This window comes from Mesorhizobium sp. B4-1-3, assembly GCF_006439355.1.
Classification (GTDB): Bacteria; Pseudomonadota; Alphaproteobacteria; order Rhizobiales; family Rhizobiaceae; genus Mesorhizobium.
In genome coordinates, this window is the sequence record NZ_VFTG01000001.1 from 124,878 (window position 1) to 147,884 (window position 23,007).

General features: G+C 64.3%; 26 protein-coding genes. 20 read left to right on the forward strand and 6 right to left on the reverse strand.

The annotated features are described in order from the left end of the window. Positions 1-10 precede the first annotated feature (10 nt). From FJW06_RS00570 to FJW06_RS00580, 3 genes are all read left to right on the forward strand, one after another. Positions 11-1,042, forward strand: a complete 1,032-nt coding sequence (locus tag FJW06_RS00570) for a histone deacetylase family protein (RefSeq protein WP_140746387.1) — start codon at positions 11-13, stop codon at positions 1,040-1,042. A gap of 433 nt (positions 1,043-1,475) precedes the next feature. Beyond that, on the forward strand, positions 1,476-2,186 hold the full coding sequence (locus FJW06_RS00575; RefSeq protein ID WP_140746390.1) for a helix-turn-helix transcriptional regulator: 711 nt from the start codon (positions 1,476-1,478) through the stop codon (positions 2,184-2,186). Positions 2,187-2,206: 20 nt separating this feature from the next. Beyond that, on the forward strand, positions 2,207-2,953 hold the full coding sequence (locus FJW06_RS00580; protein WP_246674487.1) for a helix-turn-helix transcriptional regulator: 747 nt from the start codon (positions 2,207-2,209) through the stop codon (positions 2,951-2,953). A 160-nt stretch (positions 2,954-3,113) separates the two neighbouring features. Here the strand turns inward: FJW06_RS00580 and FJW06_RS00585 are convergent, their stop codons facing one another. The 6 genes from FJW06_RS00585 to motA are packed head-to-tail and all read right to left on the reverse strand — an operon-like array spanning position 3,114 to position 7,998. After that, positions 3,114-3,551: a hypothetical protein gene (locus tag FJW06_RS00585; protein WP_140746396.1), complete on the reverse strand. Its 438-nt coding sequence runs from the start codon at positions 3,549-3,551 to the stop codon at positions 3,114-3,116. A gap of 17 nt (positions 3,552-3,568) precedes the next feature. Then, on the reverse strand, positions 3,569-4,651 hold the full coding sequence (gene flhB / locus FJW06_RS00590; protein WP_140746399.1) for a flagellar biosynthesis protein FlhB: 1,083 nt from the start codon (positions 4,649-4,651) through the stop codon (positions 3,569-3,571). A gap of 24 nt (positions 4,652-4,675) precedes the next feature. After that, positions 4,676-5,695, reverse strand: coding sequence for a flagellar motor switch protein FliG (locus tag FJW06_RS00595; protein WP_140746402.1), 1,020 nt, complete (start codon positions 5,693-5,695; stop codon positions 4,676-4,678). Between the two features lie 43 nt (positions 5,696-5,738). Then, complete coding sequence (fliN, locus tag FJW06_RS00600; protein WP_140746405.1) at positions 5,739-6,119, reverse strand: flagellar motor switch protein FliN; 381 nt, start codon at positions 6,117-6,119, stop codon at positions 5,739-5,741. A gap of 30 nt (positions 6,120-6,149) precedes the next feature. Continuing rightward, positions 6,150-7,088 carry a FliM/FliN family flagellar motor switch protein gene (locus FJW06_RS00605; protein WP_140746408.1) on the reverse strand — a complete coding sequence of 313 codons (939 nt, stop codon included), beginning with the start codon at positions 7,086-7,088 and terminating at the stop codon, positions 6,150-6,152. Between the two features lie 34 nt (positions 7,089-7,122). Further along, positions 7,123-7,998, reverse strand: a complete 876-nt coding sequence (gene motA, locus FJW06_RS00610) for a flagellar motor stator protein MotA (RefSeq protein WP_040989940.1) — start codon at positions 7,996-7,998, stop codon at positions 7,123-7,125. Between the two features lie 148 nt (positions 7,999-8,146). On the opposite strand from motA, the gene FJW06_RS00615 reads away from it, so the two are divergent. The 17 genes from FJW06_RS00615 to fliF all read left to right on the forward strand — a co-directional run bounded on the left by FJW06_RS00615 (position 8,147) and on the right by fliF (position 23,005). Then, positions 8,147-9,268 carry a DUF1217 domain-containing protein gene (locus FJW06_RS00615; protein WP_140746411.1) on the forward strand — a complete coding sequence of 374 codons (1,122 nt, stop codon included), beginning with the start codon at positions 8,147-8,149 and terminating at the stop codon, positions 9,266-9,268. A 7-nt stretch (positions 9,269-9,275) separates the two neighbouring features. Continuing rightward, positions 9,276-9,998 (forward strand): flagellar basal-body rod protein FlgF, encoded by a 723-nt coding sequence (gene flgF / locus FJW06_RS00620; RefSeq protein WP_140746414.1) that lies wholly within the window; start codon positions 9,276-9,278, stop codon positions 9,996-9,998. Between the two features lie 4 nt (positions 9,999-10,002). Next, positions 10,003-11,409, forward strand: coding sequence for a flagellar protein export ATPase FliI (gene fliI, locus FJW06_RS00625; RefSeq protein ID WP_140746417.1), 1,407 nt, complete (start codon positions 10,003-10,005; stop codon positions 11,407-11,409). After that, entirely contained in the window at positions 11,390-12,178 is a 789-nt protein-coding gene (locus FJW06_RS00630; protein ID WP_140746420.1) for a hypothetical protein, read from the forward strand. The genes fliI and FJW06_RS00630 overlap by 20 nt, the downstream gene beginning before the upstream one ends. 83 nt (positions 12,179-12,261) lie before the next feature. Beyond that, on the forward strand, positions 12,262-12,642 hold the full coding sequence (gene flgB / locus FJW06_RS00635) for a flagellar basal body rod protein FlgB (RefSeq protein WP_140746423.1): 381 nt from the start codon (positions 12,262-12,264) through the stop codon (positions 12,640-12,642). Between the two features lie 2 nt (positions 12,643-12,644). After that, entirely contained in the window at positions 12,645-13,061 is a 417-nt protein-coding gene (gene flgC / locus FJW06_RS00640) for a flagellar basal body rod protein FlgC (protein WP_140746426.1), read from the forward strand. Further along, positions 13,061-13,390, forward strand: a complete 330-nt coding sequence (locus FJW06_RS00645; RefSeq protein WP_140746429.1) for a flagellar hook-basal body complex protein FliE — start codon at positions 13,061-13,063, stop codon at positions 13,388-13,390. Before flgC ends, FJW06_RS00645 begins: the two co-directional genes overlap by 1 nt. A gap of 7 nt (positions 13,391-13,397) precedes the next feature. Continuing rightward, positions 13,398-14,186: a flagellar basal-body rod protein FlgG gene (flgG, locus tag FJW06_RS00650; RefSeq protein ID WP_140746432.1), complete on the forward strand. Its 789-nt coding sequence runs from the start codon at positions 13,398-13,400 to the stop codon at positions 14,184-14,186. 6 nt (positions 14,187-14,192) lie between these two features. Beyond that, entirely contained in the window at positions 14,193-14,714 is a 522-nt protein-coding gene (gene flgA / locus FJW06_RS00655; RefSeq protein WP_181178100.1) for a flagellar basal body P-ring formation chaperone FlgA, read from the forward strand. Next, the gene (locus FJW06_RS00660) at positions 14,711-15,952 is read left to right on the forward strand and encodes a flagellar basal body P-ring protein FlgI (protein ID WP_140746437.1); all 1,242 of its coding nucleotides are present in this window, start codon (positions 14,711-14,713) and stop codon (positions 15,950-15,952) included. Before flgA ends, FJW06_RS00660 begins: the two co-directional genes overlap by 4 nt. 8 nt (positions 15,953-15,960) lie before the next feature. Beyond that, a complete protein-coding gene (locus FJW06_RS00665) occupies positions 15,961-16,566 on the forward strand; it encodes a MotE family protein (protein WP_140746440.1) in 606 nt (201 codons plus the stop codon). Further along, positions 16,563-17,267, forward strand: coding sequence for a flagellar basal body L-ring protein FlgH (flgH, locus tag FJW06_RS00670; RefSeq protein WP_140746443.1), 705 nt, complete (start codon positions 16,563-16,565; stop codon positions 17,265-17,267). Before FJW06_RS00665 ends, flgH begins: the two co-directional genes overlap by 4 nt. Before the next feature lie 18 nt (positions 17,268-17,285). Next, the gene (locus tag FJW06_RS00675) at positions 17,286-17,780 is read left to right on the forward strand and encodes a flagellar basal body-associated FliL family protein (RefSeq protein ID WP_140746446.1); all 495 of its coding nucleotides are present in this window, start codon (positions 17,286-17,288) and stop codon (positions 17,778-17,780) included. Beyond that, positions 17,777-18,508, forward strand: coding sequence for a flagellar type III secretion system pore protein FliP (gene fliP / locus FJW06_RS00680; protein ID WP_140746449.1), 732 nt, complete (start codon positions 17,777-17,779; stop codon positions 18,506-18,508). Before FJW06_RS00675 ends, fliP begins: the two co-directional genes overlap by 4 nt. A gap of 222 nt (positions 18,509-18,730) precedes the next feature. After that, the gene (locus FJW06_RS00685; protein WP_140746452.1) at positions 18,731-19,726 is read left to right on the forward strand and encodes a flagellin; all 996 of its coding nucleotides are present in this window, start codon (positions 18,731-18,733) and stop codon (positions 19,724-19,726) included. 365 nt (positions 19,727-20,091) lie between these two features. Next, positions 20,092-21,162, forward strand: a complete 1,071-nt coding sequence (locus tag FJW06_RS00690; RefSeq protein WP_140746455.1) for a flagellin — start codon at positions 20,092-20,094, stop codon at positions 21,160-21,162. 181 nt (positions 21,163-21,343) lie between these two features. After that, positions 21,344-23,005, forward strand: coding sequence for a flagellar basal-body MS-ring/collar protein FliF (fliF, locus tag FJW06_RS00695; protein WP_140746458.1), 1,662 nt, complete (start codon positions 21,344-21,346; stop codon positions 23,003-23,005). The last annotated feature ends 2 nt before the right edge of the window (positions 23,006-23,007 follow it).

Below are 23,007 nucleotides of genomic sequence, written 5' to 3' on the forward strand. Positions count from 1 at the left end.
GGGGAATTCCATGAAAACTGTCTTTTCACCTCTCCACGCCGGCCATTCAGGCCAGATGGAACTGGTCACGTCGGCAATCGTGCCGGGTTTCGAGAAACCGTCGCGGGCCGAATTCATCAAGGCGCGGGTAGAGAGCGAGAAGCTCGGGCCGATTATCGGTCCGGTCGAGCATGATCTTGCCGCCGCCAAGCGCGTCCATGAAGCTCACTACATCGATTTCCTGCCGACGGTGTGGCCGGAATGGGTGGCCGCCGGTTTCACCGGATCGGCCATGGGCTTCACCTGGCCGACACGCGGCCTGCGCGGCGACGTGCCGCCGAAGCGCATCGATGCCTTGCTCGGCTATTACTCCTTCGATGCCGGCGCAACCTTCGTCGAAGGCACATGGGCGGCGATCAAGTCCTCCTATGACGTCGCGCTGACGGCGGCGGCCCTGGTCAAGGGCGGCGAGCGCACCGCCTTCGCGCTCTGCCGTCCGCCAGGCCACCATGCGGGCGCTGCCTTCATGGGCGGCTATTGCTTCATCAACAACGCCGCCGTCGTCGCGCAATGGTTTCGCGACCAGGGCGCGAAGCGCGTTTCGATCCTCGATGTCGACTACCATCACGGCAACGGCACGCAGGAGATCTTCTATCGCCGCGGCGACGTTCAGGTGCTCAACCTGCATGGCGATCCGATGGTCGAGTATCCCTTCTTCCTCGGCCATGCCGACGAGCGCGGCGAAGGAGAAGGCGAAGGTTTCAACATCAATTACCCGATGCCCTTCGGCACCAACTGGGACGGCTGGGGCGCATCGCTGGAGGACGCCTGCGCCAGGCTCGCGGCCTATGCCCCAGACGTCGTCATCGTCTCGCTCGGCGTCGACACCTTCGAGAAGGACCCGATAAGCCAGTTCAAGCTGAAGAGCATCGACTATCCCAAGATCGGCCGCCGTATCGCCAGACTCGGCCTGCCGACGCTGTTCGTCATGGAAGGCGGCTACGCCGTCGAAGAGATCGGCATCAACGCCGTCGGCGTGCTGACCGGCTTCGAGGACCGCTGAGCCGCACCGAATGGACATGCGCCTCCGGGATGCACCGGGGGCGTATTTTTGCGCCCACGCCGCGAAATCGTCGGCTCAATTCAGCTTTGAAATCACCACCAAATAACGCGAAGACCGGCTGCTGAGTCGCAATGCGAGTCCACCGGATTCGATTTTGTCAAATCGCGTTTGATGTCGGATTCATCTGCGGGTAGATTACACCCGAATCAGCCGGTCCACGGGGGGCGCGGCGACCAACCCAAAGTCTCAAGTTCCGGCGCCAGGCCGGTACCAGACGCGGACGGTTTCGCGTTCCCTAGAGGGATTCGGCGCGATTGGGCGCCGTTCGCGCCCGCGAGTGTGTCTTCGTAAACGTGACGCGTTTCGGTCCGGCCGTTGGCTTCGCCAGCACCGGGCACAAGGATCGATTCCGGCAAGAACCCCAAGAATTAAAATGAGCAGTTCCGCCGCGCTTCTCCAACCCGATGCTTCAGGCTCGCGCCTGACGTCCCGCGGCGATCTCACCAGTTTCTTCATGCAGCTTGCCGCCGATATCGGCGCCGACAGCTATATGCTGGTCGCCATAGTGCACGACCAGGACCGCAACGATGCGCGCATCGTCTCCTCGAACTGGATATTCGACGGCATAGAGCTGATCGGCAAAAGGCTGATTGCCAATTTGGCACTGGGCCCCTTGACCGTGGCTCCGGGCGTGCGCCCGAGGCCGTTGGTGGCGGCGCACGCGCCCGACGCCGGCGCATTACTGACCGGCGAGGAAGCCCGCCTGCTCGACGTGCTCGGCCACGCCGAAATCTATTCGCTGCGGCTCAACGTCGGCCGGCAGCGCCTGTTCGTCCTGTTCTCGGCCGCAGAGGCGGGCAAGATCGACCTCACCGCCCTGATGAAGGCGCAGATCAAATGCTGCTATGCGCTTTCCAGCATTCCGCAGCTGATCGCGGCGGCATCCATGCAGGATCCGCTGTCGGACCGCGAGCGCGAATGCCTGTTCTGGGTCTCGGAAGGCAAGACCACCGACGAGGTCGCCGTCATCCTTGGTGTCTCGTCGAACACCGTCAACAGCTACATCACCCACGCCATCCAGAAGTTCGCGGCCTCGAACCGCGCGATGGCGATCGCAACGGCAATCAGGAGCGGCATCATTTGAGGCACGCACAAGTCAGAGAGGTGGCAGCCGCCCTTCTCAACGATCAGCGCAGTCCCTTCGGCGCCTTCCCGCTCGGCTCCGAGACCCATCACACCGCCACCATTCCCGACGCGGTGCGCCGATGCCGCTGGATCGCCGTCGATATCAACGCGTCGGCCTTCGGCCTCTATTTCGTCAATCCCTCGCCCGAGCGCGCGCGTCTCGTGGCGTGTTTCGATTCCGACTATCCCGGCACCGCAGTCGCGACCAAATTCATCTCCGGCGCCAACGGCGAGGATATGGTGCGCCACAGCCGCCTCTCGACGGCGCCGCGCTGGTGGACCGACGACGGCGCCGCCGGATCGCGGCAGGTCTTCCAGTCGCTCGCCTGGGCTGAGCCGACCGCGCCGCTGGCGCCCGGCACCAACGGCATCGCCTTTCCGGTGCATGCCGATCGCGGTCAATGCGGGCTGGTCGTCTTCCTCGGCACGGAGATCGCGCTGTCCGACGACACGCTTTGCGAGATCCACGCCCGCTCCTTCGAGCTCTTCGCGGCCGTCGCCCGCATTCGCCCCAGCGACACCGGCCGAATGCGGACGATCTCCAAGCGCGAGCTCGAATGCCTGAAGCTGACCGCCAACGGCAACACCAGCGAGGAGATCGCCAAGCTCCTCAAGCTGTCGGTGCATACCGCCAACCAGTATCTCACCCAGTCGACGCAGAAGCTCAACGCGGTCAACCGCAACCAGGCCGTCGCCAAGGCCCTGCGGCTCGGCCTGATCGAGTGACGTCACGCCGGCGGCGCTGAACGTGCCGCGGCTAAAGCATGTCACCCGAAAGTGGGAACCGGTTTCGGGGCAAAGACATGCGCAAATCAAAAGCCTAAAGCGCAGAGCGAATCTGAAAGATCGCGACGCGCTTTAGATCGGCTCGCCGCTTCTCAAATCATCAGGGAAATGCCAGCGGCTCGGTCCTGCGGATACGAGCCTCTTCGATCGCGCCCTCGAGCAAGGTCGTGTTGTGCTCCGGCGTCTCGCCGGGCTTCTCGAAGGACACGTAGTTGACCACCACGGACGCCGCGTGCTCGGTCAGCGTTAGCTGGAAATAGACGGTCACGCCGCGCGGCCGCAGTTCCAGATCGAGCACGATACGCGGGCTGCCGCTCCAGTCGACATGCGCCTCCGCGCCATGGCCGAGCCGCAGCGTTCCCGGCCGGAAGTAAAGCTCGACCGCCGAATCCACGAGATCCGACAGGCAGGCAAGATGCTCGAGCCGGATGAAGGCGATATAGTCGGCAACGTCGATGAGCCTCAATTCGCCCACCACGGCCTCGATGGCGCTGGCGACGATCAGCTCGCGGGAGTTGGCGTGTGGTTGCCGGTCCATGGATTAGCGGCGTCCGTTCATTGGGTTGCTTTTCGCGGTGCCTTCTTCGAGTAGACGATCCGCACCAACTCGGCGACCGCCTGGTAGAATTGCGACGGGATCACGCTATCAACCGAAACTTGCTTGTACATGGAGCGCGCAAGCGCGACGTCCTCGAAGATCGGGATGTTGTTCTCCCTGGCGATCTCGCGGATCTTGAGCGCCACCAGGTCCTGTCCCTTGGCCAGCACGATCGGCGCGGAATCCTCCTCGCGCACATATTTCAGCGCGATCGAATAGTGCGTCGGGTTGGCGATCACGAGCGTCGCGCGCGGCACGGCCGTCATCATGCGTCTGCGCGCCCGGTCGCGCGCCAGCGAGCGCAGCCGCGACTTGACGATCGGATCGCCCTCCGACTGCTTCAACTCGTCCTTGACCTCCTGCTTGGTCATGCGCAAGTCGCGCCGCCAGTGGAAGCGCGACCAGACGATGTCGGCCACCGCGATCAGTCCCATGACGAAGACGATCGCTGCAAGTATGTCGACGAAGATGCCGCGGATGACGAGGCCGAACGAGATCGGGTTGGTGATCATGCCGGCGAGCAGCTTGCGACGATCTTCCGAGAGCGTGAAGCACAGCACCGCGATGGCGAAGCCGAGCTTGGCCAGCGACTTCAGGAACTCGACCCAGCCCTGCATGCCGAACATCCGGCTCCAGCCCTTGGCGATCGAGATGCGCGAGAGCTGCGGCCTGATCCGTTCGCCGACGATTTGCGGCATGTTCTGGAAAACCGAGGCGCCGACGCCGGCGACCGTCAAGAGCACCAGCAGGCTGACGACGGCGCGGCCGATCTCGGTCATCACCTGCTTGTAGAGCGAGATGACGTCGGTCTCGGTGTCCATCGGCCAGGCTTCCGGCTTTTCAAGGAAGGTCGACAGGAACATGCCGAGATCGACGATCGCGTCCTTGGCGTAGAAAACGGCGAAAACCAGTATGGCGAGGAAGGAGGCAAAGATCGCGGTCTCGCGCGAATGGGGCAGCTTGCCCTGTTCGATCGTGTCGCGGATCTTTTTTTCTGTGGCTTCCTCGGTTTTGGAATCCTTGTCGACCGCTTCAGCCATGGCGCTCTGACCGGGTGGTCATCGTCAGGCGGCTTCGGCGGTGGCCTGCATCGAGGGCAGCTCGAAAGCTCCTTCGCGCGACAGCCGGATGGCGGCGACCGATATGTTCTTGCGCGCCGCCATGATGTCGGCAAGCGCAATGCCTTCCGATCCCTGTCCGAGTTCGGATTCAATCATGCGGCGGGAGCGCGCGCCGATCGCCGACAGCGCCGCTTCGGCGAGTTCCGGCGACGCGCCGCGCAGCGCCAGCGTGACGAGTTCGGTCGACAGTCCATCGAACAGCAGGACGCGGGCTTTTTGCGGCAGCAGCGGGAGATAGTCGAAGGCGAACAGCCGCGACTTGACGCCGGCGAGATCGGGCGTCCCGGCTTCCTCCAGGTCCTGCATGAGTTCGTCCAGTTCGGGCTTCGCCATTTCGTTGAGCATGCTGGCGACGCGCTCCTGGCCGGCCGTGGTGTCCCGGCTGGCCTTCTGCGACAGCACGCTCACGCGCAGCTGGTTTTCGACGATCCTGGACGCCGCGTCCGGGACATTGGCCATCGTCACCATGCGCTTGATGATCTGGCTGCGCAGCGGCTTTTCCATCGTCAGCAGCACGTTGGCGGCTATCTGCGGCGCAAGCTTCGACAGCACCATGGCCGATGTCTGCGGATGCTCGCCGGCAAGGAAGCTGCCGAGCCGCGACGGCTCGAGCTTCTCGAGGTCCGGCCATATCGGCGGAGGCCCTTCCATGACCGGCTGGAACTTCTTCTCGCCCATGATGGCGCTCATCTCCTCGGGCGACAGCGATTCGTTGAGGATCGTGTCCATCCGGTCGGCGGAATCGAGCAGGCCCGCGCCCTCGGTGAATTCGGCTTCGAACTCGGCGACGATGCGCTCCAGATCGGCTTGCGGAATGGTGCGCAAGAGACGCGCGCCCTCGATCAGCGCCTTCAGCTCGTCCTGCTTGAAGAATTTGAGCAGGCGGCTGGCCGCGGGCTTGCCCATGGCCACCAGTATGGCAGCCGCTTTTTGCGGACGTGTCAGCGCCAATGCCGTCGTCATGCGTGTTGCCCTCGCTGCCGATTGATCCGCCCGCCGGTCATTGTCAGGCGCTCTTCGTCGCGTCGATGATCTCGGTGAGCCGGATGCCGAAGCGCGTCGGATCGCTTTCCAGCACCGTGATCTCACCGCGCGCTATTCTGCGGCCGTTGACGACGACGTCGACCGGCTCGCCGATACGGCGATTGAGCGCGACCGTGGAACCCTTCTGCAGCGCCATCAGCTCCGAGACCGGCATCTCCGTGCTGCCGAGGATGATCTGCACGTCGACCGGAATGGTCATGATAATGGAGGAATTGACGCCCGACTGGAGAGCGGCGTCCGGGCGCTTTTCTTCTTCCCGCAGCACGCCCCGCAGTTCCTCGATGGCGCGGTCGAGTTGCTCGTCGGGCTGATCGGGTTCGGCTTCCACCTTGGTTTTTGCCATCTGTCGTCTCCATGAATCCCGCGCCCGGCATCAGCCCGGCATCAGCCCGTCGATGAAATCCTGCCCGGCATCATGCGGATGGCTGATGCGGACGGTGTAGTTCTGCCCCAACTTGCCGAACTCGCAGACAAACAGCGTTTTATCGCGGGCGCTGAGCCTGGCGTTGAGCTGGGCGTTTTCCTCCAATTCGATCACCTGGCCGGGCTCGAATGCCGTAAGGTCACCCAGCGTCAGGCGGGCGAGAGGCATCGTCGCTTCGAGCCGGACGGTCGAGCGCATCACCTCTTCGGAGAAGCGGGCCCGCCAGTCGAATTCAGTGGTCTCGCCATGCTCGCCCGTATCGACGTCGCCGCTGCGCGAGGAAAGCAGCAGGCGCTGCGGGATCATCACCGTGAGCATGCCGCTGTCGGACGGCGTCGACAGGCCATAGACGATGCGCACGGCGGCGCCGTCGCGCAACACGCGCCGCCTCGCCTCGTTGCCGGACATTGCTTTCGGCACGGGCAGGCGCAGGTCGAGCGAACGTTTGCCGGATCCGTTGAGAGCCGTCGCGACCTCCTGGAACACGGTGGTCGCCACATCGGCCTCGATCTGCGACAGGTCGCGCTCGATCGGCGCCACCGGCTGGTCCGGATCGCCGCCGAACAGCGCGCTCACCATGACGGCGATTGCTTGCGCATCCATCACCAGCGTCATGGCGTCGGCCGAGGCCGGCGAGGACACGACGGTCAGCGCGAAGGCATCGCCGGCGCGTGAACGCGCTTCGGGAACGCGGCCGACCTCCACCGCTTGCAGATCGACGGTCACCGGCGCGCCGAGTTCCGCGGCAAGCGCCTTCTGCAGCAACGGCAGCGCCCGCTCGGCCATGCCGCGGCCGACGCCGATCACCTGCGCCGCCTCGCCGCTGTCGCCGACGAGCCGCTCGATGATCAAGGCCCGCGTTTCTGACGGACTGGCCGGGCTGGTCATGACGGCAGGCGGCCCTGTCTCGGATGCTGCATGCTCAGGCCGCCTTCTTCTCGGCGGTGCCGGCGCTCATGGTGCTCTGCTCCACCGCATCGATCGTCGGACGTTCGTAGGAGGATATGGTCTTGCGGCCGAATTCGATCGCCACCTGCGGCAGGGCGCCGTTCATATACGCAAGCAGCGTCTGCTTGACGATGATGTAGAGGCGGTTCCTCTTTTCGCGCACCGTCTTGATTTTGGTGGCGACCGGACCGACCACCGCATAGGATAGGAAGATGCCCAGAAAGGTTCCGACGAGCGCGGCGCCGATCAGGCCGCCGAGTATTTCCGGCGACTGGTCCAGCGCGCCCATCGCCTTAACCACGCCGAGCACGGCTGCCACGATGCCCAGCGCCGGCAGGCCGTCGCCGACCGCGACCATCGCGTGATAGGCCTTCAGCTTGTCGGTGCGGATCGTCTGGATCTCTTCGTCCATCAGCGCTTCGATCTCATGCGAGCGGGCATTGCCGATGATGATGATGCGGCAGTAGTCGCAGATGAAGTTCGTCAGGTCATGGTTCTTGAGCACGGTCGGGAAGGCCTGGAAGATCGCCGATTCTTCCGGATTGTCGATATGCGCCTCGACCTCGCTGCGTGACTTCGAGCGCAGCTCGCGCATCAGGCTGTGCAGCACGCCCAGCGTCTCGAGATAGTCGCGCTCCTTCGGCACCGCCTGCTTGAAAGCTTCCAGGATGCCTTTGCCGGTGTCCTTGACCGTCTTCATCGGGTTGGCGACGAGGAAGGTGCCGAGCGCGGCGCCGCAGATGACCACCGCTTCCCACGGCTGCAGCAATACATGCAGATGCCCGCCCATGGCCATGAAGCCGCCGAGAACGCAGCCGAGCGTCACCACAAGTCCGATCAGAATGCCCACGACAGGTCCTTCCGCATGTCACGTCGTGGATCAGGGATAGTCTCCGTGCCTTGTGTGAGGCTTGAATCGAAGGCAGCGGACGCCATTCAGCTTCGCGCAAGGAAGTGACGTTATTGTGTGGGGATAGCTTCGGCGGGAGGCATGCCCTTTGCTCAGTACCTACATCAGCTATCAGTTGGTCGCCAAAGACATCCCCAAGTCTATCGCCCGCATCGAGCAGCAGCCGACGGTAGATCGCGACACGCAATACTATCTGGCCAACATTACCAAGGTGAAATCGATCGACGATTTCGTCAACAACGACCGCCTGTTCAAATATGCCATGAAGGCCTACGGCCTGGAGAACATGGACTACGCCAAGGCCTTCATGGTCAAGGCGCTGAAGGAAGGCGTCTCGGACCCCGGCAGCTTCGCCAACAAGCTGACCGACAAGCGCTACGCCCAGTTCGTCGCTGCCTTCAACTTCGCGGCCGATGGCGCCAATGCGACGGTGTACAACCCGACACAGCAGCAGGTTACCGCGAATTACGCCACACAGGCAGAGATCGCAGGCCTGGATCCGGATTCGGATTATGTGAAAGGCGAGACGACCTACTATCTCGCCAACATCACCAAGGTGAAATCGATCGACGACCTGATGTCGAACGACCGGCTCTACACCTACGCGCTGGCCGCGTTCGGCCTGGATTCGGCCACCGAGGACAAGGATCTGATCAAATCCGTCCTGCAAGGCGGGGTGAAGGACCCCGATAGTGTCGCCAACCAGCAAACCAACAAGGCCTATGCCGGGCTCGCCGCCGCTTTCAACTTCGCGCAGTACGGCGATACGACCACCACCCGCGTCACGGCGCAGCAGCCGACCGTCGACATGTATCTGCGCCAGACATTGGAGGAGGATGCCGGCCAGACCAATGAAGGCGTGCGGCTGGCGCTCTATTTCCAGCGCAAGGCGCCCGACATCACCAGCTGGTACGACGTGCTCGCAGATACCGCTTTGGCCAGCGTGGTGCGCACCGCGCTCGGTCTGCCCGATTCCTTCGCCACCGCCGACATCGACAAGCAGGCGCAGCTCTTCGAGCAGAAGCTCGACATCAAGGACTTCACCGACCCCGAGAAGCTCGGCAAGTTCCTGACCCGCTTCACCAGCATGTACGAGATCGCCCACCCCACCTCGACGGCGGTGACGTCGGTCAGCGTGCTCTTCGCGCAGCCGACCACCATAGGCATCTCCACCGATCTGATGATGGCCATGCAGCAGTTGAAGTTCTGAGAAGATCATGCAGGATAGCCTTTACGTCGCCCTTTCCTCTCAGATCGCGCTCGAGCGCCGTCTCGATACCATCGCCGACAACGTCGCCAACGCCTCGACCATCGGCTTTCGCGCCACCGGCGTGAAGTTCGAGGACGTGGTCTCTGGCACCGGGCCGAAATCGGTCTCCTTCGCCTCCTCCGGCAAGACTTATCTTTCCGGCGCGCATGGCGCGCTGACCGAAACCCGCAACCCGTTCGATTTCGCCATCCAGGGCGACGCCTGGTTCGCCATCGAGACTCCCGCCGGCACGGTGATGACGCGTGACGGCCGCTTCTCCATGAACGAGAACGGCGAATTGATGTCGATCGAAGGCTATCCGGTGCTGGACGGCGGCGGCGCTCCCATCCAGCTCGATCCCCGCAACGGCCCGCCCAAGGCAGGCGCCGACGGCTCGCTCAGGCAGAACGACCAGCTGGTCGGCGCCATCGGCCTCTACAATTTCGACCCCGGCGAGAATTTCGTCCGCTACGGCAATTCGGGCATCGTTCCAGCGCGCACGCCCGAACCCGTCGCCGATCGTTCGGACGTCGGTGTCGCTCAAGGGTTTCTGGAAGAGTCGAACGTCAACCCGGTGCTGGAAATGACCCGGCTGATCCAGGTGCAGCGCGCTTTCGAGAACACGGCGGCGCTGATGCGGCAGACCGATTCCTCCACCGACGACGCGATCAAGACGCTCGGCTCGAAGTGACGGCATGACGACCGGCTCGGCCCTGTTGCGCGCTTCCGAGAGCCCGGCGGACACCGGACGGGTCGACAGGCTGGCCGCGCTCGAACGCGTCTGGCGGCGGTTCGACGATCCGCAGGCGCTGCTTGCGCGCGGCGGCCGCATCGTCGAGATATCGCCGACGCATTACAAGGTTCGCGGCCTGTCCGGGATTGCCAGGCTCGGCGACATCGTCGAGCAGCGCGGCAAGGCCGGCGCGCGACGCGGCGAGATCGTCAAGATCGGCAGCGACGAGGTGGTCGTCGCGCCCTTCGAGCGCAGCGCCGATGCCGGCATCGGCGACGCCGTCTTTCGCCGCGGCCCTCTCGCGGTCACCCCGCATGTTTCCTGGCGCGGGCGCGCCATCGACGCCTTGACCCGCGTCATCGACGGCGGCCGGCCGCTGATCAGGGCGAATGCGGCGGATGCAGTGCATGGTGCGACGCCCGGCGCCCTGGCGCGCCAGCGCGTCGGCACCGGCTTTCTGACCGGCGTCAGGGTGATCGACATCTTCACCCCGCTCTGTTTCGGCCAGCGACTCGGCATTTTCGCCGGTTCCGGCGTCGGCAAGTCGACGTTGCTTGCCATGCTCGCCGGCGCCGAGGCCTTCGACACGGTGGTCGTGGCGCTGATCGGCGAGCGCGGCCGCGAGGTGCGCGAGTTTCTCGAGGACACGATCGGCGCCGAGAGCATGGCCAAGACCATCGCCGTCGTCGCCACCAGCGACGAGAGCGCCATGATGCGCCGGCGCGCGCCCGACACCGCCATGTGCGTGGCCGAACATTTCCGCGACCAGGGCCATCGCGTGCTCCTGGTGCTGGATTCCATCACCCGCTTCGCGCATGCGCTGCGCGAGGTGGCGACCGGAACGGGCGAGCCGCCGGTCGCGCGCGGCTATCCGGCTTCGGTCTTCACCGACCTGCCGAAATTGCTCGAACGCGCCGGGCCGGGCGTAGAGGGCAAAGGCTCGATCACCGCCATCATCTCCGTGCTGGTCGACGGTGACGACCACAATGATCCCGTCGCCGATTCGGTGCGCGGCATCCTCGACGGCCACGTGGTGCTCGACCGCTCGCTTGCCGAGCAGGGCCATTATCCGCCGGTCAATCCGCTGTCGTCGATCTCACGCCTTGCCGATAAGGCCTGGAGCCCCGAGCAGCGCATGCTCGTGACGAAGCTGAAATCGATGATCGCGCGCTTTGAGGATACGCGCGACATCCGCCTGCTGGGCGCTTACCAGAGCGGCGCCGACGCCGAGCTCGACAATGCGGTACGTCAGGTGCCGTTGATCTACGAGGCGCTCACGCAATCGCCGAGGGACCGCGCATCGGCCGATCCGTTCGCCGACCTCGCCCGCCATCTCAAGGGGAAGCTGAATGGCGATCAAGGAGACTGAGCTCCAATATACCGAGCGCATGTTGCGCGACAGGCTTGCTGAGGCCGAGGCGGCGGAGAAAGCCGAGGCCGACGTGGCAAGAAGCGCCAAGGACAAGCCCGCGCATGCCAAGACACAGATGACAGCGGCTCTCCTGACCAGAGCCGAAAGGTCCCATCCGCCGCGGACATCCGCCCTCGGGACCGCCGATGTCGCGCAGGCCAGCCGCGATTCCTTGCTCGACGGGCTCTTTCCCCGCACTGAATGGCCGCAGCCGCCGAAAGCCCAGTTCCCGCGCCTCGCCAATACGAGCGCCGACCGCCGCAGCGATTTCGTCATCGCCGCGCTCGGCATCACGCTCGGCCTGATCTGCGCGTTGTTCCCCTGGTACATCTTCTTCAACCAGGAGCAGTTCGGCGTCCAGACGATCAAGTTTGGCGGCAGCGGCAGCAATGCCGGACGCAAGGGTGGCGGCGGCGTGGCCGAACGCAGCGGGCCGCTGACGGCCAAGGACATCCCCAATACCGATATCGACCTCTTTGCCACCGGAACGGTGGAGGACGATCCCGCGCCGCTGCCCGCCGACCAGCCCTTCCCTGCCGCCGCCTCGGAATTCAGGATGGTGCATGTCGCCAACGGCCGCGCCATGATCGAGGACGATGCCGGTCTGTGGCTCGTCCAGCGCGGCTCGGTGCTGCCCGATTCCAGCCGCGTCGCCGCGATCGAGCAGCGCGGCGGCAAATGGGTGATCGTTACCAGCACCGACAAGGTGATCTCGCTCTCGAAGTAAGCAAGTCGGGCCATGTGGCCCCCGCGCAAGGTCCGCGCAAGACTGGCCGCCTAGTCTTGTGCGTACTTGCCCGGGAGATTCCCATGGAACCGGTAAATCTTTTCGATCTCGCCACGCGGCAGTCGCAATGGCTGGCCGTGCGCCAGTCGGCGATTGCCTCCAACGTCGCCAATGCCAACACGCCGGGCTACACGGCCAATGACGTCGAGCCCTTCGAAAAAGTGCTCGACCGGACCGCCGTGACGCTTGCCGCCACGCAGGCCGGCCACCTCGGCGCCGAAACGGCCAATGCCGGCTTCAACGTCAAGCCCGAGGATCCCGACGGCGCAATCATGCCGTCGAAGAACACCGTGGTTCTCGAACAGGAGCTCATGAAGGCCGGCGAGGTCCGCCGCTCCTTCGAGCTCAACACGGCGATCGTCAAGGCCTTCCATTCGATGATGACGATGGTGGTGAAGAGCTGACCATGGACGCCCTCACCGCAGCCCTCAAAGTCGCGGCCTCCGGCCTTGGCGCCCAGTCGGAGCGCCTGCGCGTGGTCTCGGAAAACCTTGCCAACGCCCAGTCGACTGGCAGCACGCCGGGCGCCGATCCCTATCGCCGCAAGACGATCACCTTCCAATCCGAGGTCGACCGCGCGACCGGCGGCTCGCTGGTGGAAGTCAGCGCGATCTCCCGCGATCCTTCGGACTTCCCGATCGAATTCCAGCCCGGCAACGAAGCCGCCGATGCCAAAGGGTATGTCAAGATGCCCAACGTCAACACATTGGTCGAAATGGCCGACATGAGCGAGGCGAACCGCTCCTATGAAGCCAACCTGCAGGTCATCAAGCAGGCTCGCGATCTGATTTCCATGACCATCGACCTGATGAGGAACCAGTAATGATCGGCGGTATCGGGGCAATACAATTCAAGACGGCGGTTAACGGAGCGGAGCAGGCGTCACCAAACCTCCTGCAGGGCGGCGTCGGAACGCAGGCCGGCGAAAGCATCGGCAGCAGCTTCGCCGAAGTCCTCAGCCAGGCGGCGACGAAAACCGTCAACACGCTGCAGGGTGCCGAGCAGATGTCGATACAGGCACTGAAGGGCGACGCCGACACCCGCCAAGTGGTCGATGCGGTGCTGAGCGCTCAACAGGCGCTGCAGACCACCATCGCCATCCGCGACAAGGTCGTGTCTGCCTATCTCGAAATCAGTCGCATGAGTATCTAGGACCGTCATGAAAGCCCTTGCCATCGCCGCCACCGGCATGAACGCCCAGCAGACCAACCTGGAAGTCATCGCCAACAACATCGCCAACATCAACACCACCGGCTACAAGCGGGCGCGGGCCGAATTCTCCGACCTGCTCTACCAGGTCGACCGCACGCAGGGCGTGCCCAACCGCTCCAACACCTCGCTGGTGCCTGAAGGCGTCTCGATCGGTCTCGGCGTCAAGACGACGGCCGTGCGCAACGTCCACACCCAGGGCGAGCTGGCCAGCACGGGCAACAGTTTCGACCTGGCCTTGACCGGCAGGGGCTGGTTCCAGATCCAGGGCGCCGACGGCGGCACGCTCTACTCGCGCGCCGGCGCCTTCAATACCAACGCCACCGGGCAGTTGGTGACCGTCGACGGCGCCGAGGTCATTCCGGCCATCACCGTGCCGACCAACGCGGTCGAAGTCATCGTCAACAAGACCGGCCAGGTCTTTGCCCGCTTGGACGGTCAGACGAATTTGCAGCTGCTCGGCCAGCTTCAGATCGCCAACTTCGCCAACGAGGCGGGCCTGGCGCCGCTCGGCGACAATCTCTTCCAGGAAACGGCCGCCTCGGGTCCGGCCAATGTCGGCGTGCCCGGCGATCCGGGCTTCGCCACGATCCAGCAGGGCTATCTGGAATCCTCCAACGTCGATCCGGTCAAGGAAATCACCGAGCTGATCTCGGCGCAGCGCGCCTATGAAATGAACTCCAAGGTCATCCAGGCCGCAGACGACATGGCCTCGGTGGTCTCCAAGAACATCAGGTAACGGATGATGGCCGGGCCGATCTCCTTCGCACTCCGTCGCGTCGCGCTGGCCACCGTCCTGGTGGCCGCCGGCATGCCGGCTTTCGCGCAGGACGCGACCGGCCAGTCGGCGAACCAGATCGCCGCCGGCCAGTCCGTCGGGGAGGCCGTCCTGATCCCCAACCGGGTCATCTATCCCGGCGAGACCATCGAGCCCGCCTCGCTCAAGCAGGTGACGCTCATCCCCGGCAAGCACAAGCCCGACGGCATGGCGACGCGCTCCGAGGAGCTTCAGGGCAAGGTCGCCAAGCGCACGCTTCTGCCTGGACGCTACATTCCGGTCACGGCAATTCGCGACGCCTGGCTGGTCGAGCAGGGCGCTTCGGTGCAGGTCTATTTCACCGCCGGCGCGCTCACCATTTCCGCGACCGGGGTCACGCTGCAGCCAGGCGCTGCCGGCGACCAGATCAAGATCCGCAACATCGACAGCGGCAAGATCATCTCGGGCACCGTGATGGCCGACGGCACCATCAAGGTCGGCGCTTCGTGATGCGCGCCTTTGTCCTTCTGCTCGCGGCGGCCATCGGTATTCAGCCGGCTTTGGCGGATGGCCTGACGCCCAAGGCCAAGCGCGAGCTCGCGCAGCAGAATGGCGGCGTCTACGACGATCCCGAATATGATCCGGCCACCACCCAGCGCATGTTCCGGGTCTCGACCGGTCCAAGCACGCTGCCGCCCGGCCAGGTCGCCGCGCGCATCAAGGACATCGCCCAGCTGCAGAGCGCGCGCGACAACCAGCTTGTCGGCTATGGCCTGGTCATCGGCCTCGCCGGCACCGGCGACAGCCTGCGTAACTCGCCCTTCACCGAGCAGTCGATCCGCGCCATGCTGGAGAATCTCGGCATCGCCACCGAGGGCGGCAGCGCGCGCGCCAAAAACGTCGCCGCCGTCATCGTCACCGCCAACATGCCGCCCTTCGTCCAGTCGGGCGCCCGCATCGACATCGACGTCTCCTCGATGGGCGACGCCACCTCGCTCGCCGGCGGCACGCTGGTGATGACGCCGCTGAAGGCGGCCGACGGTGAGATCTATGCCGTGGGGCAAGGCTCGGTGATCGTCGGCGGCTTTACCGCCCAGGGCCAGGCCCAGCAGCTGACGCAGGGCGTACCGACCGCCGGCCGCGTCCCCAACGGCGCCATCGTCGAACGCGCGGTACCGGCCGAGTTCGACGACCAGGGCGTGCTGACGCTGCAACTGCGCAATCCCGATTTCTCGACCGCCATCCGCATCGCCGACGCGATCAACGATTACACCTCGCAGCGCTTCGGCATGCGTGTCGCCGCCGAGCGCGATGCGCGCACAGTGCAGATCAGGCGGCCGAAGAACACCTCCGCCGCGCGCTTCTATGCCGAGATCGAGAATCTGGTCGTGGAATCGGATGCCCCTGCCCGCGTCGTCATCGACGAGCGCACCGGCACCATCGTCATCGGCAACAATGTGAGGATTTCGCGCGTGGCGATCAGTCACGGCACGCTCACCGTGCGCATCACGGAGGCGCCGAGAGTGGTCCAGCCCGAACCGTTCTCGAGAGGCGAGACCGCAGTCGAGCCTTTCACCGCCATCCAGGCCTCGCGGCCCGACGCGCGCGTCGCCGTGCTCGACGGTCCCGATCTCGAAACGCTTGTCTCCGGCCTCAATCGTCTCGGCGTGAAGCCCGACGGCATCATCGCCATCCTGCAAGGCATCAAATCGGCCGGCGCCTTGCAGGCCGATCTGGTTCTCCAATAGGGACGCCGATGATTGCGCTTCTTCCCTCGAAAACACGCCGCCCCCTCGCAATGATCGCCGCTGCGGCGGCGGCCACGCTTCTCGGCGGCGCGTCCGTCCGCGCCGAGGAAGTCCGGCAGGTCCTGCCTGGAGGGCAGGCCCCGGCCCAACCGGCCGAACTTACGCGCGAGAAGGAGCCGGCCCAGCCGGCTGCGCTCGCAGGCGGCAAGACGCCGGACGAAAGCGAAGTCCAGCGCTTCTGCTCCAACATTGCGGACGCCGCGCGCGACCGCCGCTACGCGCTTCAGGCCGAGGAATTGAAGCAGCTGCAGGCCGGCATCGACGAGCGCATGAAAGCGTTGGAGGCAAAAAAGGCCGAATACGAGGAATGGCTGAAGCGCCGTGAAGTGTTCCTGGCGCGCGCAGAGGACGGCGTCGTCAAGATCTATGCCGGCATGAAGCCCGACGCCGCCGCCGAACGTCTGGCGATGGTCAATGCCGAGCTCGCGGCGGCCATCCTGATGAAGCTCGATTCGCGCAAGGCCGGCGTCATCCTCAACGAAATGGACCAGAAGGCGGCGGCGACGCTCACCGGCATCATGGCCAGCGCGGCGCGAAGGGTTGATCCGTCATGAAGTCGAAGTTCTTTGTCCTGGTCGCGATAGCGGCGCTGTCCGGCTGCGGCACCAATTTCAAGGAGATCGGCAGGGAACCCGCTCTATCGCCGGTCGGCTCCGGCATTGGTGAAGGCGGTTCCGGTCCCTACAGCTATCCCGAGCCGCCGGCCTCGCGGCCAAAGAAGTTCTCGCTGTGGGATGACCGCCAGAGCCGGCTCTTCACCGACCCGCGCGCGCTGCGCGCCGGCGACATCCTTACCGTCAACATCAAGCTCAACGACAAGGCCAATTTCAAGAACCAGAACGATCGCAGCCGCACCGCCGCGCGCAAGCTCGGCTATGACATCACGCTCGGATGGGATGGCAAAAGCACCAGCGGCAAGGGCGACGCCGGCCTGAGTTCCAGTACCGAGACCAATGCCGATGGCGAGATCAAGCGCTCGGAGGACATCGAGCTCAATGTCGCCGCCGTCGTCACCGAGGTGCTGCCCAACGGAAATCTGATGATCAGGGGCTCGCAGGAAGTGCGCGTCAACTACGAGCTTCGTGTGCTGACCATCGCAGGCATGGTTCGTCCGTCCGACATCGGCGCCGAGAACACCATCCCTTACGAGCGCATCGCCGAGGCGCGCATCTCCTATGGCGGTCGAGGCCGAGTGAGCGAGGTCCAGCAGCCGGCCTATGGCCAGCAGGTCCTCGACCAGGTTCTTCCTTTCTAGGGCCGGGAGAGCGCTGCCGTGGCGAATGTCGAGCGGGTTCAGCCCAAGAAGGGACCTTCCCTGGTGATCCAGCTCGCCATGCTCCTGGTCATGACGTGCGCGGCCATCGGCTTGGGTTGGGTCTCCGGCGGCTATCTCAAGCAAGGCGAAACGCCGGCGCCGGTGCCCGCGGCGCCGGAAAACGCCGGCACCGCGGAAAAACCCGCAGACGGCGGCAAGGCGGCTGCCGGGCCGACGCTGGTGCAACTGGCGCCGATCACTACCAATCTCGCCTCGCCGTCGGACGTCTGGATCCGGCTAGAGGTGTCGCTACTTTACGATGCCCCCCAGCCCACGGAAATGACCGAGCAGGTCCATCAGGATCTGCTCGCTTTCGTGCGCACGCTCAAGCTGCACCAGATCGAAGGCGCCAGCGGCTACCAGCATCTCAAGGCCGATCTCGATGAGCGCGCGGCGCTGCGTGCCGGCGGTCACGTCAAACAGGTTCTCGTCAGGACGATGCTGCTCGAATGAGAAAATTCCTCATAGCCACGGCGCTCATCGTCGTCACCACCTCCGTCGCCGCGGCCCAGCAGCTCGATCTCGGCGGCATCGGCAAGGCCGACGGCACGACCGTCGGCTACCTGATCCAGATGTTCGGTCTGCTCACCGTGCTTTCGGTCGCGCCGGGCCTTCTGATCATGGTGACGAGCTTCACCCGCTTCGTCATCGCCTTCTCGATCCTGCGCGCCGGCATCGGCCTGCAGTCGACGCCGGCAAACCTGATCCTGATCTCGCTGTCGCTGTTCATGACCTTCTATGTCATGGCGCCGACCTTCGACCAGGCCTGGAACACCGGCGTGAAGCCGCTGATGGACAACCAGATCACCCAAGGCGAGGCGTTCGAGAAGATCTCTGGTCCGTTCCGCGACTTCATGCTGCACAATGTGCGCGACAAGGATTTCGACCTCTTCGCCGACCTCGCCCGCGAGCGCGGCCAGACCGTTTCGCGCGGGACCGTCGACCTGCGCATCCTGGTGCCGGCCTTCATGATCTCGGAAATCCGGCGCGGCTTCGAGATCGGCTTCCTGATCGTCCTGCCCTTCCTCGTCATTGACCTCATCGTCGCCACGGTGACCATGGCCATGGGCATGATGATGCTGCCGCCGACGGTGGTGTCGCTGCCGTTCAAGATCTTGTTCTTCGTTTTGATCGACGGCTGGAACCTTCTGGTCGGCAGCCTGGTGCGATCCTTCACCTGACGCACCCGGCCCGGGTGCCGAAACAGCGCCCCACTGCATTGAATTTTACGCAATATATTTTCGATTAACCGTCCGATTTAGCTCTTTGGTAGCAACTTGCCGCCATAGTCGCTCGCAGATGGCGGGTGACCCAACTCAGCGGTCATTGGCATGATGCCGCACCGTCATACCGGACATGCCGGTATGTCACAAAAATCCGTGTAAAAACAAGGTACGAGTACCATGGCCAGTATCATGACCAACGCCTCGGCGTTGACCGCTCTGCAGAGCTTGAACGCCACCCAGAAGAACCTCGACACCACCCAGGCCCGCATCTCGACGGGCTATCGCGTCTCCCAGGCTTCGGACAACGCCGCTTACTGGTCGATCGCCACCACGATGCGTTCCGACAACCAGGCCATGTCCACCGTTTCTGACGCGCTCGGCCTCGGCGCCTCGAAGGTCGACACCGCCTATACCGGCATGGACAGCGCGATCTCGACCATCAACCAGATCCAGCAGAAGCTGACCGCTTCCTACGGCCAGACCGATGCTTCGAAGGAAAAGACCCAGGTCGAAATCGCTGCTCTTCAGAATCAGTTGAAGGCCTATGCCGACGGCGCCACCTTCTCCGGCACCAACATGCTGTCGGTCAACAGCGGCGCCACCGCCACCAGTGCAGCCGACGTGAAGATCGTTTCGGCCTTCAACCGCGACGCCAGCGGCTCGGTTTCGATCTCGACGATCGACGTCAATGTGGAAAGCATCAAGCTCTATGAGGCTGGCACCGCGGCGGGTGTGTCGAAGGGTATTCTCGACGCCGACCGCGCCGGCGCGACCGGCGCTGTCACCACCACCGTGCAAAACCCGACCCTCGGTGCGGCATCGGCGGCGGGCGACACCTATTCGGTGGCCACCATGAAGATCTTCTCTGGCACCACCGCGGCCAGCGATACCCAGATCGCGGATATGATGAAGGTCGTCGACGCTGCGCTCAAGGACATGACGAACGCCGCCACCAAGCTCGGCGCCGCCAAGAGCTCGATCGACCTGCAGAAGACCTTCACCTCGAGCCTGATGGACTCCATCGATCGCGGCGTCGGCCAGCTCGTCGATGCCGACATGAACAAGGAATCGACCCGCCTCCAGGCGCTGCAGGTACAGCAGCAGCTCGGCGTCCAGGCGCTGTCGATCGCCAACGGCTCGTCGCAGTCGATCCTGTCGCTCTTCCGCGGCTGATCGTTCTATACCGACCAGGCCAAAGCATCGGGCCGCGCCAAAAGCGCGGCCCGATTTTTTTTGGAGCGGTTCGCCATTTACGGAAACGGTGAACCGCTCCATCTCTATTTGCTTTGAAGCAATTCCGGACGGAAAACCGTTTCACACTTTTCCTGGAATTGCTTTGCTCAAGGTCCGCGCAACCTTCGCCTCTTAACTTCTCGGAAGCCTACTTTTAACAGGCCATTAACCATATCGCGCTAGGTATGGTTAACCAATGACATACGACAGGTTGTCGACTCGGCCCGACCGGCACGATCGCAACCGATGGGCAGGTCGGGCCCCGGCCTGCGTGGCATGCCGGCTTTTGAGAAGGAGCGAGTTTCTTGGCGAGCATCATGACGAACGCTGCGGCGTTGACTGCACTTCAAAGCCTCAACGCCACCAACAAATCGCTCGAGCAGACGCAGGCCCGGATCTCGACCGGCTACCGGGTCTCCGAGGCCTCCGACAACGCCGCCTACTGGTCGATCGCCACCACGATGCGCTCCGACAACTCGGCGCTGTCGACCGTGCAGGACGCGCTCGGCCTCGGCGCCTCGAAGGTCGACACCGCCTATACCGGCATGAACAACGTCCTTTCGACGATCGGCCAGATCAAGACCAAGCTTTTGTCGGCCGTCGGCCAGTCGGATGCCAACAAGGCCAAGACGCAGACCGAAATCACCACGCTGCAGGCGCAGATGAAATCCTTCGCCGACGCCGCCACCTTCTCCGGCTCGAATTATCTCTCGGTGACGTCGACGCAGGTCGCGGCCGCCAATGACGGCGTCCAACCGGACGCCAAGATCGTCTCCTCGTTCAATCGCTCCTCGTCGGGCGCCATCTCGCTTGGAACGATCGACATCAATGTCGAGAGCACCAAGCTGTTCGATTCCGGCCTCTCCACCGCCGTCAAGAACCAGGGCATTCTCGACCGCAAGACGTCGATCTATTCCACAGCTGCGGACCAGTCGGCGTATGACGCCGCCTACGCTGCCTCGATCGCCGCCGGCAGCACCGACATCGCCGCCAACACCGCCGGCCAGACTGCGGTGACGGGCACGCCTGTCAAGATCGACAACGTCTCCGCCTTCAATCTCGACATCACGGCGACGGGCGTGACCGACGACATCATCACCCAGATGGTCACCAAGATCGACAACGTGATGAGTCAGCTTACCGACGCCGCCACCGTGCTCGGCGCCGCCAAGAGCTCGATCGACTTGCAGAAGACCTTCACGCAGAGCCTTATGGACTCCATCGATCGCGGCGTCGGCCAGCTCGTCGATGCCGACATGAACAAGGAATCGACCCGCCTGCAGGCGCTACAGGTCCAGCAGCAGCTAGGCATCCAGTCACTGTCGATCGCCAACAGCTCCTCGCAGTCGATCCTGCAGCTGTTCAAGAACGGCTAAGCCGCCTGATCACCATCGACCGACGGAAAGGCCGCGTCCGAAGCGCGGCCTTTTGCGTTAGTGGGAGGGAAATTGCGCATTCTGCATCTTGCCGGCTCTTTGGCGGGCGCACCCTATCATCCTCGCACAAGCTTCGCGGTCTAGTCTTCCGGCGGGCAGTCATGCTGGGAGCGGTTGAATCGTGCCGGAACAGATCCAGAGCATCATCGCGAATTTGAAGAGCTTCGGCGTGAGGCGTCTGGCGCTCATGGGCGGCATCGCGGCCCTGGTCATGGCCGTCATCGGCATCGCTTCCGTCTATCTCAACCGCCCGGCCTACGAGACGCTCTATGTCGGCCTCGAGCGTTCCGACGTCAACCAGATCGGCCTGGTGCTGGCCGATGCCGGCATCGGCTTCGATGTCGGCTCCGACGGCACCTCCGTGCTGGTGCCGGCCGGCACCACCGCGCAGGCGCGCATGCTGCTTGCCGAGAAAGGACTGCCGACCAGCGCCAATGCCGGCTACGAGCTGTTCGACAATGTGGGCTCGCTCGGCCTCACCTCCTTCATGCAGCAGATCACCCGCGTGCGGGCTCTGGAAGGCGAGATCGCTCGCACCATCCAGTCGATCTCCGGCGTCAAGGCGGCGCGCGTCCACATCGTCATGTCCGAGCGCGCCAATTTCCGGCGCGACGAGCAGCAGCCCTCCGCCTCGGTGGTCATCCGCTATGCCGGCAACGATGCCGAGAAAAGCGCCATGTCGATCCGCCACCTCGTCGCCGCGGCCGTTCCGGGCCTCTCGGCCGACAAGGTCACGGTGCTCGATTCCAACGGCAATCTTTTGGCCGCCGGCGACGACCCATCCAACACCAGCGCGGCGCGCACGCTCGGCGTCGAGCAGACGGTCGAGGCGCAGATCGGCGACAACATACGCCGCGCGCTCACTCCCTATCTCGGCCCGGACAATTTCCGCGCCAGCGTCAAGGCCGACGTCAACACCGACAGCCGCCAGACCGAGGAGACGATCTTCGATCCGAACTCGCGCGTCGAGCGTTCGGTGCAATCGGTGAAGACCAACGAGGCGAGCAACCAGAAGCAGGCTTCGACCCCGACCAGCGTCGAGCAGAACCTGCCCGAGACGCAGACCACCACCACGGAGGGACCGCAATCCTCCTCGCAGAACGACCGCAAGGAAGAGATCACCAACTATGAGATCAACTCGAAGAAGATCGCGACCGTTTCGAACGGCTACACGGTCAACAAGATGTCGATCGCGGTCGTCGTCAACCAGGATCGTCTGAAGACCATCCTCGGCAAGGACGCCACCCCGGAGCAGATCGCCAAGCGCGTCGCCGATATCCAGAAGATGGTCGCCTCGGCGACCGGCTTCGACGACAAGCGCGGCGACGTCATCAACGTGTCGGCGGTCGAGTTCATCAACGGCCTCGACGGCGAGCCGATCGAGCAGCCGGGCATCCTCGCCCCAATCGGCACCTATACCGGCACGCTGATCAATGCCGGCGCCTTCATCGTCGTCGTCTTCCTGGTGGCCTTCTTCGGCCTGAAGCCGATGGCCGCCGCGCTGACGGCGTCGGCGAAGCCCGCGGCCATTGCCGGACCGAGCTTCGACGACGTGCAGCGTTCCTTGCCGACGCCCGATGCTCCCGTCGCCGCGATCACCGCCGAAACTCCGGCCGGCACGCTCCCCGGCGCACGCGCCGGCGGCGCGACACCGCTCGACGACCTGCGCCAGAAGATCCGGCCGGCGCCGCAGGAGCGACTTGCCCGCATGGTCGACCTCAACGAGGAGCGCACCGCGCAGATCTTGCGCAAATGGGCTGCCGCCCCGGAAGCCGTGGGGTAGGC

What these genes read in the sequence shown, in the direction of transcription:
- FJW06_RS00570 (WP_140746387.1), top strand. Translation starts at nt 11, where the DNA reads ATGAAAACTGTCTTTTCACCTCTCCACGCCGGCCATTCAGGCCAGATG.
- FJW06_RS00575 (WP_140746390.1), top strand. Translation starts at nt 1,476, where the DNA reads ATGAGCAGTTCCGCCGCGCTTCTCCAACCCGATGCTTCAGGCTCGCGC.
- FJW06_RS00585 (WP_140746396.1), bottom strand. Translation starts at nt 3,551, where the DNA reads ATGGACCGGCAACCACACGCCAACTCCCGCGAGCTGATCGTCGCCAGC.
- flhB (WP_140746399.1), bottom strand. Translation starts at nt 4,651, where the DNA reads ATGGCTGAAGCGGTCGACAAGGATTCCAAAACCGAGGAAGCCACAGAA.
- FJW06_RS00595 (WP_140746402.1), bottom strand. Translation starts at nt 5,695, where the DNA reads ATGACGACGGCATTGGCGCTGACACGTCCGCAAAAAGCGGCTGCCATA.
- fliN (WP_140746405.1), bottom strand. Translation starts at nt 6,119, where the DNA reads ATGGCAAAAACCAAGGTGGAAGCCGAACCCGATCAGCCCGACGAGCAA.
- FJW06_RS00605 (WP_140746408.1), bottom strand. Translation starts at nt 7,088, where the DNA reads ATGACCAGCCCGGCCAGTCCGTCAGAAACGCGGGCCTTGATCATCGAG.
- flgF (WP_140746414.1), top strand. Translation starts at nt 9,276, where the DNA reads ATGCAGGATAGCCTTTACGTCGCCCTTTCCTCTCAGATCGCGCTCGAG.
- fliI (WP_140746417.1), top strand. Translation starts at nt 10,003, where the DNA reads ATGACGACCGGCTCGGCCCTGTTGCGCGCTTCCGAGAGCCCGGCGGAC.
- FJW06_RS00630 (WP_140746420.1), top strand. Translation starts at nt 11,390, where the DNA reads ATGGCGATCAAGGAGACTGAGCTCCAATATACCGAGCGCATGTTGCGC.
- flgB (WP_140746423.1), top strand. Translation starts at nt 12,262, where the DNA reads ATGGAACCGGTAAATCTTTTCGATCTCGCCACGCGGCAGTCGCAATGG.
- flgC (WP_140746426.1), top strand. Translation starts at nt 12,645, where the DNA reads ATGGACGCCCTCACCGCAGCCCTCAAAGTCGCGGCCTCCGGCCTTGGC.
- FJW06_RS00645 (WP_140746429.1), top strand. Translation starts at nt 13,061, where the DNA reads ATGATCGGCGGTATCGGGGCAATACAATTCAAGACGGCGGTTAACGGA.
- flgG (WP_140746432.1), top strand. Translation starts at nt 13,398, where the DNA reads ATGAAAGCCCTTGCCATCGCCGCCACCGGCATGAACGCCCAGCAGACC.
- flgA (WP_181178100.1), top strand. Translation starts at nt 14,193, where the DNA reads ATGGCCGGGCCGATCTCCTTCGCACTCCGTCGCGTCGCGCTGGCCACC.
- FJW06_RS00665 (WP_140746440.1), top strand. Translation starts at nt 15,961, where the DNA reads ATGATTGCGCTTCTTCCCTCGAAAACACGCCGCCCCCTCGCAATGATC.
- flgH (WP_140746443.1), top strand. Translation starts at nt 16,563, where the DNA reads ATGAAGTCGAAGTTCTTTGTCCTGGTCGCGATAGCGGCGCTGTCCGGC.
- fliP (WP_140746449.1), top strand. Translation starts at nt 17,777, where the DNA reads ATGAGAAAATTCCTCATAGCCACGGCGCTCATCGTCGTCACCACCTCC.
- FJW06_RS00685 (WP_140746452.1), top strand. Translation starts at nt 18,731, where the DNA reads ATGGCCAGTATCATGACCAACGCCTCGGCGTTGACCGCTCTGCAGAGC.